Raw genomic sequence first — 12,987 nt, 5'->3', positions numbered from 1 at the left:
AGGGCCCCTTCACCGCCGGAGGTGGCCCCCATACTCTTGTTCCGGATCATGGCACGTCAGGAAGAGGCGACATGGCGCAGCGACGCTTACTTGAGGGACTCGGCGTCACCGTCGCCGAGGAGACCTCCTACCGGGCCCTGCTCCGGCACGGCCCGGCGACGCTGAGCGAGCTCGCCGCCGAGACCGGCTCGTCCGCCGCCGCCATCCGCCGCATGTTGCCCCGGCTGGAGGACCTGGGCCTGATCTCCCGGGTGGCGGGCCGGCCGCTGCGGCTGGTCGCCACTCCCCCGAACGTCGCCATCGACATCCTCGTCGCGCGCCGCCAGGAGGAGCTCACGCACAGCCGGGCCGCCGCCGCGCTGCTGGCCACGGAGGTCGCCGAGCGCAGCGGGCCACATCCGGAGGAGGTGCTGGAGGTGGTGACCGGCCGCGACGCCGTGGCCCGGCGCTACCTCCAGCTCGAACGCAACGCGACCCGGGAGATGCTGGTGCTGGTCCATCCGCCGTACGCGGTGGACATCAGCGACGACCAGGAGAACCGGCAGCGCGCGGCCCGCCAGGGAGCGCCGACCCGTGGCATCTACAGCCCGCTGGCCTTCGAGCACCCCGGCATGCTGGCCCACACCCGCCGCGCCATCGCCGACGGCGAGCAGGCCAGGCTCGGGCAGGTGCCGGTCAAGCTGGCCATCGCCGACGCCCGCACCGCCATCCTGCCGCTGGTCTCCGACGAGGACCGGGCCGTGGAGAGCGCGCTCGTGGTGCACCCGTCCGCGCTGCTCGACGCGCTGGTGGGGCTGTTCGAGACGCTGTGGCGGGCCGCCGTGCCGCTGCGCCTGTCGGCCGACGCCCTGGAGCCGGAGGCGTGGCCGCAGGCCCCGGACACGGAGGTGCTGGCGCTGCTCGCGGCTGGCATGAAGGACGACGCCATCGCCAGGCAACTCGGCCTCAGCCCGCGTACGGTGCAGCGCCGCGTGCAGGTGCTCTGCGAGCGCCTGGGCGCCCGGACCCGCTTCCACGCCGGCTTCCTCGCCGCCCAGCACGACCTGCTCGCCTGACCACACCCGCTTCTCACCTGACCACACCCGCCTCAGCCCGACCCACCCGCCGAACCGCACACCCTGCCCGGCTCGACCCGCTCGCCCGGCCACACCCCGCCCGGGCACGACTCCCCCGCCGAACCTCACATCCCAGCCAGCACGACCGCCTGCCGACCGCGGCTTCCGCGCAGCCGCCACGGCCCCGCCTCCCTGCCCCCTTCCACAGGACAACGGGACACCCGCCGAAGTACGGCGGGACGGAAACGGACCTCAGGTGAGCAGGATCCCGCCGTCCACCGGGAGCGTCACCCCGGTGACGTACGAGGACGCGTCGCTCGCCAGGAACACCGCGGCGGCCACCAGCTCGGCCGGGTCACCGGCGCGCTTCATGACCACCCGCGACTCCACGACCTGCTGGAGGTAGCCGGTTTTGTACTGCTCGGTCATCTCCGAGGCGAAGAACCCGGGCTCCAGGCAGTTGACCCTGATCCCCCGCCGCCCGGTCCACTGCTGGGCCAGGTCGCGGGTCAGCCCGGCGACGGCCGCCTTGGACGCGGTGTAGGCGGCCTGCGGCAGCCCGGCGGTGGTCTCGGCGAGCACGCTGCCGATGTTCACGATGGACGAGCCGGGCCGCATCACCCGCGCGCACGCCTGGGCCATCCAGTAGGTGCCGTGCAGGTTGATGTCGATGACCTGCCGGAACTCCTCGGGCGTCTCGCGCAGCGCGGGCACGGCCGTGCCGACTCCCGCGTTGTTGATCAGCACGTCGACCCCGCCCATGGTCTCGACGGCCGCGGCCACCAGGGCGTCGCAGTCCTCGGGTCGCGCCACGTCGGCGGGCACGGCCAGGCACCGGCGGCCGGTCTCCTCGACCAGCCGCCGCGTCTCCTCCAGCCGCTCCTTGCGCCGGGCGCCGATCACCACGTCGGCGCCCGCCTCGGCCAGGCCCCGCGCGAAGGCCACGCCCAGCCCCGCGGAGGCCCCGGTGACGATGGCCACCTTCCCGTCGAGCCGGAACCGCTCCAGCACGTCAAACCTCCCGGTCGAGACCGAAGCCCGGCACCACGCCAGACCCCGTCACAGGGACCGGAGCCCGGCACCACGTCGCCGGGGCCGGAGCCCGGCGGCGACTCGTTACAGGCCGTATTCCTTGACGATCCGCTCGTGCCGCTCGACCTCGACGTCGATCTCGCGGGCCAGGTCGAGCCAGGCCAGCGGGTGCACCCACCGCTCGGTGGCGTCGTCGAGCAGCGCGTCGACCTCGGAGGGCGCCACGTTGGGCGGCACCGCGACCCAGCCGAACACGCCCGGCAGCGGCTCGCCGCTGGTCGGGTGGGTGACCTGGTAGTTCTCGTCGCTGTAGACCCACATCGGCCAGCCGCGCTCGGCCATGACCTCGGTGAACTCCGCCCAGTCCTCCTCGCTCGGCGCGGCGCCGTCGAAGAAGTAGCTGGTGTAGCCGCCCGGCCGCAGGATGCGCACCGCGGCGAAGGGCGGAACGAAGTTCTGCTGCTCCTGCGGGTCGTCGGGGACCGGCTCCAGCAGCTGCGGGTCGAACACGACCAGGTCGCCGGCGTTGTAGTCCATCCCGCGCGGCTGCGGCAGGGCCAGCCTGGCGGTGGCGGGGCCGGTGCGGATCGACAGGACCTGGCGCTGGCCGCCGTCGGGCGCGGGCAGGATGAGCCTGATGAGGCCCATCTCCTCCTCGATCGGGCCCTCCTTGGACTTGATCGGCATGCCGATCTTGGCCGCGCCCTTGCGCACGGTCTCCCAGTCCTCGGCCGAGGTCGCCATGACGATCATGCGCCAGACGTCCTCCTCGACCAGGTCGTCGATCACCTCGAGGAGCACCTCGGCAGCCCTGGCGTTGTGGTCGAGCTGCTGGGCGGCGCCGGACAGCAGGCGGCGGGCGTCGAGCCCGGCCCCGGCCGCGACGGCGTGCTCGGCGGCGTCGAGCGTCTCCTGCCAGCGCTCGCGGGCGCTGTGCAGCCTGGCCAGCGTGAGGTATTGGGCGGCGTGCGGCAGCATCGCGGCCATCTGCTCCAGCCGCTCGTCCTGGCGGGCCTCGACGAGGAGCGTGGTCAGGTAGGCCACGTCGTCGGGGTCGGCGGTGGCGATGTCGCCGGAGTCGACCAGCAGTTTCCAGTAGATGTCGGCGCCGGTGGCCGGGTAGCCGAGGAAGCCCATCGTGGTGGTGTGGCGGCGGGTGGCCTCGAGGTCCTGGCCGGACAGCGGGGCCAGCCAGCCGACCCACTTCTCCGGGTCGGCGTTGAAGCCGTCGGCGGCGTCGAAGAGGCCCACCCGCTCCTCCGGGGCGCCGGGCGCCTCGGGCTCGGCGGTGGTCTCGGCGGCGGCGCGCAGCGCGGCGATGCGCTCGCTCAGGTCGCCGGTCTCGCGCAGCTCGGCGGCGCCGGACTCGGCCACGTCGGCCAGCAGCCGGGCCTGCCACACGCCCTGCCTGGCGATCGCCAGGTCTCCCGCGACCAGCGCGAGCTCGACGCGGGCGCGGTAGCCGCCCATCATGCCGAAGTAGTCCATCCACTGGCGCAGGACGCGGCCGAGCTGCCAGGTGTTGGTGATCTGGGAGGAGCCGGCCAGCTTGTTGACGGCCTGCGCCCACTCGACCCACACCCGCGGGTGCTCGCCCACCACGTCGAGGTCGGGCAGCGCGTCCACGGCCTCGGCGGTGCGGCCGAGCGTGGCCAGGATGAGGGCCCGCCGGACGCCGTCGCGGTGCTCCTTGGCCACCGGGTCGTCGGCCTGGAACCCGGCCGCGGCCTGCAGCGCGTTGAGCGCGTCGTCGGTGCGGCCGACGGCCAGCAGCGCGCGGGCGCTCTCGGCGCCGAGCTCCCAGCTCGCCTCGCGGCCGGCCACCCGCAGCCGCTCGACGGCGGACTCGGCGTAGGTCACCGCCTCGCCCGGCTTGCCGGCGTCGATGAGGGCGGCGACGTATTGGGTGACGAGCCCGGTGAAGGCCGGCTTCTCCGGGGTGGTGGCCTCGATGTAGGCGCCGAGCGTCTCCAGGCGCTCGGCGGCGTGGCCGGGCCCGTCGGCGTTGGCCCACACGACGGCCAGCGCCTCGACGGCGGCCGGGGTGGCGGGGCACTCGCGCACGTCTTCGCGCTGGGCGAACGCCAGAAGTTGCTGCGCGTCGTCGATGGCGACCGCGCCCTGGGCGCGGTCGCCGATGCGGCCCATCAGGTGCCAGTAGCGGGCGTAGAACTCGAGCCACGGCAGCTCCAGGGTCTCCGCCTGCTGCGCGATGGCCGGGGCCATGACGTCGAGCTGGGGATAACGGCCCTCATAGGCCTGTGCAGGGAGGTCTCCCAGCGCCATGGCGAGGCCAACGTTGCCCGCCTCGGAAAGCTGCTGCTGGGTTTCGCCGACCCAGGCCCAGATGTCCACGTCCATGGGCAGTCAGTCTGCCAGGTCAATGACCGTGCCCAAAACGCAGAAGCTCGATCAGCTCGTCCGATTCGCTGTCGGTCAGGACCGAAAACACGTCGGCCATGAGGTCGTCCGTGGTCTGCTCGACGGCCGCGCGCCGGGCCACGACGTCCGGGCCGGGCTTGTCGTACGGCTCGGGCCAGGTGAAGAACTTGGCGATCATCTCGCCGGTCGTCTGCCCGAACGGGGTCGCGTCGTGGTCCGTCGCCAGCGTCGCCTCCAGCGGCCGCAGCCCGGCCGCGAGCACGGCGTTGGCGTGCAGGCCGCCGCGCAGCTCGCGTACGACGTGCATGAGCTGCACGGCCCTGGCGGGCGGGTCGGCGGCCAGCGGCACCGCCCGCCACCCCGCGAACAGCGGCGCCCCGACCGACGAGGCCCGATCGACGACCGGCTGCAGCAGCTCGGCGATCCGGGCACAGCCGTCGTAGCCGCCCAGCTTGCGCCGCCCCCACGCCTGGCACACCTCGGCGTAGAGCTCGACGGCCCGGTCGACCGGGAGCTTGCGGCCGCCGTTCCAGCTCTCCTCGACGTGTGCGGGAGGGAAGAAGACGACGACCGAGTTGACCACGTCGGCGTCGCACTCGCCGAGGACGCCGCAGCGGCCTCTGAAGTAGAACTCGCGGGCGCCGAGCCCGTGCTCCTCGCAGACGGCCTTGGCCTCTCTGGAGATCATGAATCCGCCGCCGAACTGGCCGATAGGCGCCTTGACCTGTGCAGCGGTGGTGCGTGGGTCCGCCATGTCCACCTCTCAGTTCGTGAAGTGAACCCAGCATCCCCTATTAGAACTTCATTCTGCAAGCATCAGTTCGCCGCTGGCGATGATGACCGCGGGGCCGGACAGGTAGCTCGTGTCCTCGTCGAGGATGACGGTCAGCGTGCCGCCCAGCACCTCGACCGTCCACGTGCCGGTGGTGTCGCCCGACAGCTGCGCGGCGGCGACTGCGGTGGCCACCGCGCCGGTGCCGCAGGCGCGGGTCTCGCCGGAGCCGCGCTCGTAGACGCGCATGACGGCCCGGCTGACGCCGACCGGGTTGAACAGCTCGACGTTCACCCCCGCCGGGAAGACCCTGGTGTCGAAGCCCGGCTGGTGGTGGAGGTCGAGCTGGAGGACGGGGTCACCGATGGCGCAGGCCAGGTGGGGGTTGCCCATGTCGACGTGGATCCCGGGGTATTCGTGACCGCCCACGCTGGCCACGCTCTGGCCGCGGATGACGGGCTTGCCCATGTCCACCGTGATGTCGCCGTTCGGCTCGGCGCGGACCTTGCGCAGGCCGCCCCTGGTCGCCACCCCGAACTCCGTGGCGTGCACGAGACCGGCGTCCATCAGGTAGCGGGCGAACACGCGCACGCCGTTGCCGCACATCTCGGCCATGCTGCCGTCGGAGTTGCGGTAGTCCATGAACCACTCGGCGGCGGACGCCTGGTCGGCCACCTCGTGGCTCTGCTTCGTACGGACCACCCGGAGCACGCCGTCGGCACCGATGCCGGCTCTCCTGTCGCAGATCTTGGCGACGAGCGAGGCCGTGACGTCGACCTCGCCCTCCGGATCAGGCAGGATGACGAAGTCGTTCTCGGTGCCGTGCCCCTTGAGAAAGCGCATTGTAGGAGTTTATGCGTACGGGTGTGCGGCAATCAGCGCCAGGGATCGGTCAAGCAGCTCCGGATCGTCGTACGGCAACCAGCACACCCGCGGATCCCGGCGGAACCACGACTCCTGGCGGCGGGCGAAGCGCCTGGTCAGCCTGACGGTCTCGGCCTTGGCCTGCTCCTCGCTCCACTCGCCCGACAGGAAACGGATGATCTGGGCGTATCCGAGGGCGCGGCCGGCCGTACGCCCCTCGGCCAGCCCCTGCCCGAGCAGCGCGCGCACCTCCGCCACCAGGCCCGCCTCCCACATGCGCTCGACCCTGACCTCGATCCGCTCGTCCAGCACCGGCCTGGGCACCTCGACGCCGATCTGGACGCTCGGGTAGACGGCGTCGTAGGACGGCATCGTCGCCGAGAAGGGGCGCCCCGAGAGCTCGATCACCTCCAGGGCGCGCACGATGCGGCGGCCGTTGCTCGGCAGGATGGCCGCCGCGGCGGCGGGATCGCTCCCGCGCAGCCGCTCGTGGAGAGGGGCCGGGCCGCGCTCGGCCAGCTCGGCCTCCAGCCGGGCCCTGATCTCCGGCTCCGTTCCGGGGAACTCCAGCTCGTCGATGGCCGCCCGCACGTAGAGGCCGCTGCCGCCGACCAGCACGGGCACCTCGACGGCGTCGATGACGGCCCTGGCCAGCTTCTGGTATTCGGCCACGCTGGCCGTGACCGTGACGTCCCAGATGTCCAGCAGGTGGTGGGGGACCCCGCGCCGCTCGGCGGGGGTCAGCTTGGCCGTGCCGATGTCCATGCCGCGGTAGAGCTGCATGGAGTCGGCGTTGACGCACTCACCCCCCAGCCGGAGGGCGAGGTCCACGGCGAGATCGGACTTTCCTGCCGCGGTGGGGCCCACGACGGCGATGACTGGCTGCTGGCGCACACGACCAGTTTGCTAGAGATCGAGCAGAGTCGGTTGCAGGTATCCCTCGTGGGTCAGCAGCCAGCGCTTGGTCTCCACGCCCGCACCGCCGCTGAACCCGCCCAGCCCGTTGCCCGCGATGACGCGGTGGCAGGGCACGACGATCGGGATCGGGTTGGAGCCCATGATCGAGCCGATGCCGCGGGCGGGCACGCCGGAGCCGCTGAGCGTGGCCAGCTCGCCGTAGGTGACCGCCTTGCCGTACGGCACTCCGTGCAGGGCCCGCAGCACCCGCAGCCGGGAGCCGGACATGAGCCGCCAGTCGATCGGCGTCTCGAACCTCTTCAGCTCCCCGGCGAAATAAGCGTTCAGCTCGGCGACCGCGAAGGCCGTACGATCCGCATCATGAACCTCACCCAGGTCGAGCCCGCCGGCCAACCGGGCGCGGGACCCCCAGCCCGACGCGACGAGCCCGATCTCGGTGACAGCCAGCACGAACGTGCCCACCGGCGTGGGCACCTCGGCGAAAGAGACCGTGGTCATCGTGTCCTCACGTGAGCTCGTGGTGCTGGGCACCTCCAGCGCGGTTCCTACCCGACACCGTAACCACAACGGCTACCTCCTGCGCTGGGACGGTCAAGGCTTCCTCTTCGACCCCGGCGAGGGCACGCAGCGGCAGATGGTGCACGCCGGGCTGAGCGCGCACGACGTCCACTGGCTGTGCGTGACGCACTTCCACGGCGACCACTGCCTGGGGGTGCCGGGGGTCGTGCAGCGCATCGCCCGCGACAGGGTCCGCCATCCGGTGCGCGCGGTCTTCCCGGGCTCCGGCGAGATGTACTGGCGCCGGCTCCGCCACGCCGCCGCGTTCGCCGACACGTCGGTCATCTCCGAGCACCCCGTCTCCGGCGACCTGGCCGGTGTCGGCCCGCTCATCGCGCGCCGCCTGTCCCACCCCGTCGAGTCGTACGGCTACCGCGTCCAGGAGCCGCACGGCCGCCGCATGCTCCCCGAGAGGCTGGCCGCCCGCGGCATCCGCGGCCCGGAGGTCGGCGAGCTCCAGCGCACCGGCTCCGTGCGCGGCGTCACCCTCGACGAGTGCAGCGTGCCGAAACCGGGGCAGAGCATGGCGTTCGTGATGGACACCCGGCTCTGCGACACCGTCTTCGAGCTGGCCTCCGGGGCGGACCTGCTGGTGATCGAGGCCACGTTCCTGTCGGGTGAGAGCGCGCTGGCCAAGGAGTACGGGCATCTGACGGCCTTCGAGGCGGGGCTGGTGGCGGCGGACGCGGGGGTGCGCCGGCTGGTGCTCACGCACTTCTCCGAGCGGTACGGGTTCGACGACGAGCCGGCCTTCATCCAGGAGGTGCGCCGCAGCTTCGAGGGCGAGGTGGTGCTGGCCCGCGACCTGATGCGGATCCCGGTGCCGAAGCGTCAGGCCGCCCACAACCCGGCGAAATAGCCCACCCCGTAAGGGGCGGCGGCCATCAGCAGGCGGCCGCCGAAGGCCCGGGTGCCGGCCGCGCCCGCCAGCACCTGCAGCGCCGCCCGCCCGCTCACCCACAGCCTGTCGGCCTGCCCGGGGTCGAGGGCCGCGAGGGCGCTCGCGTCGCCGGCGGCGATGGCCTTGGCGATCCCGTCGTTGTACGGCCCGGCCGTCTCGTCGTACCTGCCCGGGGCCCGCGGGCTGAGGCAGGCCGAGCCGTCGGCCATGACCAGCAGCGCCACCCGTTCCCCGGCCTCCGCCAGCTGCTCCCCCAGCTCGCGGCACTCCCCGGCGGTGGCGTCGAAGGCCACGGACCGGAAGCCGTCCGGGGCGGGCTCGCCCATGAGCAGGCGGGCGACGGTCAGCGACAGCGGGAGGACGGGCTCGCCGGTGCCCGCGGTGAGGTCCGGGCCCCAGGGGCGCAGGGTGCCCGCCGCGCCGCCGGCGTACGCACCGGTGGTGTCCGCGCCGCCCACCACGATCAGCGCGTCGGGACGTGCCTCGCGCAGCGCGGCGATCGCGGTCCGGCAGGCGGAGCGCAGGTCGGGCATCTCCAGCAGGACCAGCGGGGTTGGCGGGCAGACGGCCGCGGCGACAAGCACGAGCGCAAGCGTACGGGGCGACGCCGCCCAGGTCAGTACGGGGTGCGGCCTTCCCGGACCTTCGCGAACAGGCCCTCGGCGTAGGCGTGGGCCGCCTGGTGCAGCCCTCCCCCGAAGCTGATCCTGGCCACCCCGAGCTCGGCCAGCCTGCCCAGGTCAGGGGCGCCCGGCCGGAACAGGATGTTGACCGGCCCGCCCAGCTCGCCGGTCAGGGCCCGGATCTCGTCCTCGTCCGCCAGCAGGATGGGGTACACGCAGTCGGCTCCCGCCTCCAGGTAGCGCCGCCCGCGTTCCAGGGCCTCCTCGCGGGTGGCCCGGCCGTGCAGGTAGACGTCGACCCTGGCGTTGATCACCAGCGCGTCCCCCGCGGCGGCCCGCACCTCGGCCAGGAAGTCCGCCTGCTCCCCGGGGTCCACCAGCTCGCCCCGGCCGGGCACGGAGTCCTCCAGGTTGCAGCCCACGGCCCCGGTCGCGGCCAGGCGCTCGACCAGCTCGGCGGGCTTGAGCCCGTAGCCGCGCTCGACGTCGGCGGTGACGGGCACGTCGACGGCCCTGACCACGCGGGCGACGGCCGCCATCATCTCGCCGACCGGCGTGCCCTCGCCGTCGGGGTACCCCAGCACGCGGGCGACGGCGGCGCTGCCGGTGGCGACGGCCGGGAACCCGGCCTCCTGCACGGCACGGGCGGAGGCGGCGTCCCAGACGTTGGGCAGGATCAGCGGGGCGCCCGGGACGTGCAAAGCCCGCAGCTCGGAGGCCCCGCCGGAAAGTCTGTCGGTCATCATGCCCCGACCCTACGGAACGGAGTGGCTCCCGCCGAAGGTCCAGTACGACCCATTAGCGGCAAGCCACTTCCCGGGGTTCAGCAGCCGCTCTTCGAGCACTGGCCGCTGACCTCGCCCGCCGGCCCGTCCGCCGGGGTGTCGACGGGGGCGTCGCCCGCGGACTGCGGCGACTTGGTGGGCGACGTCGTCGCCGGCTTCTTGCCGGTGCCGGTCTTCGTGGTGCCGTCGGAGGAGTCGCTGCCCGTCGAACCCTGGTCGACCGGCTCGCTGACGCCGTTGCCGGGGTCGGCCACGTCGCCCATGCTGCCGTCGTCGTCGGCGTCGGTGGGCAGGCCGTCCTCAGGGGAGTCGGTGGTGACGTCGCCCATGGTGGCGTCGTCGCCGCCGAGGTCCTCGCCCGCGACGCTCTGCGAGGGGGCGGGGCGGCCGCCGCTCTGCTGGGCGGCCTGGCCGGAGTCCGACGCCAGCAGGTAGCCGGTGCCGCCCGCCGCGAGCACGGCGACCAGCGCCGAGGCGGCGATGAGGATGGTCTTCTGGTTGCTCTTCGCCCTTTTTCTCGGAGGTCTGTTTCTCGAAGCCGGGCGGATGTCTCCGGGGCCGGTAAGGATCTCCTGGCGATCCGCCTCGATCGGATCATGCATGGTGGTGCAGCTCCCTGCGGTCGTATCGGGGAAAGCTCGCCGGCTTCCGCGGGTGATGGACCACACTAGCCGCAACAGCTGAATGCTCGCACACCAATCACAAAGGAATCACGACTTGTCCCCCCTTAGATCCATTTGCCCAGGTAGCCGCGCCCGCCTGGCACCCGTGGCCGGAGCCGTCGGGGTACTCGTCACCGCGACGCTGGGAATATTCCTGGCATTCACCAACAGCCACGAACCATCACCGCAAAGACCACCCGAATTTGATCAGGAAACTCCGCTTTCCTCAAGATCACCGCTACTCTGGGCGTCGAACGCGCCACAAAGTGCGACCGCGGTTCTGCTCTCTTCGACGCCTTCCGATGGATCGCTCCAATTCGCGTCGCCCCAGCCTGCCGACGTCATGCTCGGCCCGCTGTCACCGCCCTGGATCGAGCCCGTCCCGCCGTGGCACGCGCCGATCTCCGCCGTCCCGCCCGTCGTCGCCGTCCCGCCGATCTCCGCCCTCCCGTCCGTGACCGGGGTCCCGCCGGTGACCGTCCTCCCGTCGGTGAGCGCGGGCCCGCCGGTGTCGCCGTTCCCGGCCGTCGAGGTGCCCCGCCGGGACCGGCGGCCGGACAGGCCCCTGGCGCCGCCCCAGGACCGGCCAGCCCGTCCGCGGCCGCAGGGCTCGCCGGCCCCGCAGGCACCCCCCGAGGCGCCCGCCCCGGAACGGCCCGCCGATCCGCCGCCGTCGTCGCGGGGGCGGGGGATGCCCGACCCGTGCGCCACGTTCCACGACTTCCGCCGGCAGCCCTGCTACGACATCCTGGGCGGCCTCACCCGGTGACCTCGTACGGACGGAAAAAGGGCGGCGCCGGTGGCACCGCCCTTCTCCGCTGACTCGCTCAGTGCGCCGAGCACGCCCCCGTGGCCGCGGGCGCGGGCGCGGGGCGCCCGATGGTCGGCATGCCCAGCAGCACGCCGGTGCCGGCGTTCGCGGCCCCGCCCTGGCGGGACTCCCAGGCGTCACCGGCCCGCGTGCGCCGGACCCCCAGCACGGCGCCGTCCGCCACCAGGTGGTGCGGTGCCGCGTAGGTCACCTCGACCGTCACCATGTCACCGGGCCGCGGCGCCTCGGACCCCACGGCGAAGTGCACCAGCCGGTTGTCGGCCGCACGCCCGGACAGCCGGTGCGTCGCCTCGTCCTTGCGCCCCTCGCCCTCGGCCACCAGGACCTCGAGCGTCCGGCCCACCTGCTTCTTGTTCTCCTCCCAGGAGATCTCCTCCTGCAGGGCGACCAGCCGCTCGTAGCGCTCCTGCACGACCTCCTTGGGCACCTGGTCCTCCATGGTGGCCGCGGGGGTGCCGGGGCGGATGGAGTATTGGAAGGTGAAGGCGTTGGCGAAGCGGCTCTGCCGGACGACCTCCAGCGTGCCCTGGAAGTCCTCCTCGGTCTCGCCGGGGAAGCCGACGATGATGTCGGTCGAGATGGCGGCGTCCGGCATGGCGGCGCGCACCCGCTCGATGATGCCCAGATAGCGCTCCGCCCGGTAGGAGCGCCGCATCGCCCGCAGCACCCGGTCCGAGCCCGACTGCAGCGGCATGTGCAGCTGGTGCATGACGTTGGGCGTCTCGGCCATGGCGGCGATCACGTCGTCGGTGAAGGCGGCCGGGTGCGGCGAGGTGAAGCGCACCCGCTCCAGCCCCTCGATGGTGCCGCAGGAGCGCAGCAGCTTGCCGAAGGCGAGCCGGTCGCCGAACTCCACGCCGTAGGTGTTGACGTTCTGCCCCAGCAGCGTGACCTCCAGCACGCCCTGGTCCACCAGCGTCCGGACCTCGGCGAGGACGTCGCCGGGGCGGCGGTCCTTCTCCTTGCCGCGCAGCGACGGCACGATGCAGAACGTGCACGTGTTGTTGCAGCCGACGGAGATGGCGACCCAGGCGGCGTAGGCGGACTCGCGCTTGGTGGGCAGCGTCGAGGGGAAGACCTCGAGCGACTCCTTCAGCTCGACCTGCGCCTCGCCCTCGATGCGGGCCCGCTCCAGCAGCACCGGCAGCGAGCCGATGTTGTGGGTGCCGAACACCACGTCGACCCAGGGCGCCTTGCGGACGATCTCGCCCTGGTCCTTCTGCGCCAGGCAGCCCCCGACGGCGATCTGCATGCGAGGGTTGCTCACCTTGGCCGGCCTGAGATGGCCGAGGTTGCCGTAGAGGCGGTTGTCGGCGTTCTCCCGCACGGCGCACGTGTTGAACACCACCACGTCGGCCGTCTCACCGTCGTGAGCGGCCACGTAGCCGGCGTCCTCCAGCAGGCCTGACAGCCGCTCGGAGTCATGGACGTTCATCTGGCACCCGTATGTGCGCACTTCGTACGTGCGGGCGCCCTCCTGGGTCACAGTCATGGCACGTTCAAGAGTAGTCGTTGTCCGGCTTGCGGCGGCCCGTACCGATCTAAAAGGCCAGCTTGACGGCATGATGTGATCGGATCGGTACCGCTCGGTTAGTGACCAGCG

General features: G+C 72.7%; 13 protein-coding genes. 3 read left to right on the top strand and 10 right to left on the bottom strand.

The features are described 5' to 3' along the window. The first annotated feature begins 71 nt into the window (after positions 1-71). The gene (locus tag ACBJ59_RS43325) at positions 72-1,055 is read left to right on the top strand and encodes a helix-turn-helix domain-containing protein (protein ID WP_375115918.1); all 984 of its coding nucleotides are present in this window, start codon (positions 72-74) and stop codon (positions 1,053-1,055) included. A gap of 252 nt (positions 1,056-1,307) precedes the next feature. Here the strand turns inward: ACBJ59_RS43325 and ACBJ59_RS43320 are convergent, their stop codons facing one another. The 6 genes from ACBJ59_RS43320 to ACBJ59_RS43295 all read right to left on the bottom strand — a co-directional run bounded on the left by ACBJ59_RS43320 (position 1,308) and on the right by ACBJ59_RS43295 (position 7,521). Further along, positions 1,308-2,066, bottom strand: a complete 759-nt coding sequence (locus ACBJ59_RS43320; protein WP_375115917.1) for an SDR family NAD(P)-dependent oxidoreductase — start codon at positions 2,064-2,066, stop codon at positions 1,308-1,310. Positions 2,067-2,171: 105 nt separating this feature from the next. After that, positions 2,172-4,448 (bottom strand): tetratricopeptide repeat protein, encoded by a 2,277-nt coding sequence (locus ACBJ59_RS43315; RefSeq protein ID WP_375115916.1) that lies wholly within the window; start codon positions 4,446-4,448, stop codon positions 2,172-2,174. 19 nt (positions 4,449-4,467) lie between these two features. Continuing rightward, entirely contained in the window at positions 4,468-5,223 is a 756-nt protein-coding gene (locus ACBJ59_RS43310) for a hypothetical protein (RefSeq protein WP_375115915.1), read from the bottom strand. A gap of 48 nt (positions 5,224-5,271) precedes the next feature. Continuing rightward, a complete protein-coding gene (dapF, locus tag ACBJ59_RS43305) occupies positions 5,272-6,084 on the bottom strand; it encodes a diaminopimelate epimerase (protein WP_375115914.1) in 813 nt (270 codons plus the stop codon). A 9-nt stretch (positions 6,085-6,093) separates the two neighbouring features. Then, positions 6,094-6,999 carry a tRNA (adenosine(37)-N6)-dimethylallyltransferase MiaA gene (gene miaA, locus ACBJ59_RS43300; protein ID WP_375115913.1) on the bottom strand — a complete coding sequence of 302 codons (906 nt, stop codon included), beginning with the start codon at positions 6,997-6,999 and terminating at the stop codon, positions 6,094-6,096. Positions 7,000-7,011: 12 nt separating this feature from the next. After that, positions 7,012-7,521, bottom strand: coding sequence for a methylated-DNA--[protein]-cysteine S-methyltransferase (locus ACBJ59_RS43295; RefSeq protein ID WP_375115912.1), 510 nt, complete (start codon positions 7,519-7,521; stop codon positions 7,012-7,014). 1 nt (position 7,522) lies between these two features. Here ACBJ59_RS43295 and ACBJ59_RS43290 point away from each other — a divergent pair, with 1 nt between their 5' ends. Next, positions 7,523-8,440 carry a ribonuclease Z gene (locus ACBJ59_RS43290; RefSeq protein ID WP_375115911.1) on the top strand — a complete coding sequence of 306 codons (918 nt, stop codon included), beginning with the start codon at positions 7,523-7,525 and terminating at the stop codon, positions 8,438-8,440. On the opposite strand, the gene ACBJ59_RS43285 is transcribed toward ACBJ59_RS43290, so the two are convergent. The 3 genes from ACBJ59_RS43285 to ACBJ59_RS43275 form a co-directional block, all read right to left on the bottom strand. Next, a complete protein-coding gene (locus ACBJ59_RS43285) occupies positions 8,413-9,066 on the bottom strand; it encodes a hypothetical protein (protein ID WP_375115910.1) in 654 nt (217 codons plus the stop codon). The two genes, ACBJ59_RS43290 and ACBJ59_RS43285, sit on opposite strands and share 28 nt — an antisense overlap. A gap of 32 nt (positions 9,067-9,098) precedes the next feature. Further along, entirely contained in the window at positions 9,099-9,851 is a 753-nt protein-coding gene (locus ACBJ59_RS43280; protein ID WP_375115909.1) for an isocitrate lyase/phosphoenolpyruvate mutase family protein, read from the bottom strand. Between the two features lie 77 nt (positions 9,852-9,928). Beyond that, a complete protein-coding gene (locus ACBJ59_RS43275) occupies positions 9,929-10,492 on the bottom strand; it encodes a hypothetical protein (protein WP_375115908.1) in 564 nt (187 codons plus the stop codon). Between the two features lie 403 nt (positions 10,493-10,895). On the opposite strand from ACBJ59_RS43275, the gene ACBJ59_RS43270 reads away from it, so the two are divergent. Beyond that, positions 10,896-11,321, top strand: a complete 426-nt coding sequence (locus ACBJ59_RS43270) for a hypothetical protein (RefSeq protein WP_375115907.1) — start codon at positions 10,896-10,898, stop codon at positions 11,319-11,321. A 58-nt stretch (positions 11,322-11,379) separates the two neighbouring features. Here ACBJ59_RS43270 and miaB read toward each other — a convergent pair whose 3' ends face one another. Beyond that, positions 11,380-12,876: a tRNA (N6-isopentenyl adenosine(37)-C2)-methylthiotransferase MiaB gene (miaB, locus tag ACBJ59_RS43265; protein WP_375115906.1), complete on the bottom strand. Its 1,497-nt coding sequence runs from the start codon at positions 12,874-12,876 to the stop codon at positions 11,380-11,382. Positions 12,877-12,987: the final 111 nt, after the last annotated feature.

This window comes from Nonomuraea sp. MTCD27 (assembly GCF_041950495.1).
Taxonomy (GTDB): domain Bacteria; phylum Actinomycetota; class Actinomycetes; order Streptosporangiales; family Streptosporangiaceae; genus Nonomuraea.
The sequence above is the reverse complement of the archived record's forward strand: the minus strand, read 5'-3'. Positions and strand labels throughout refer to the sequence as shown.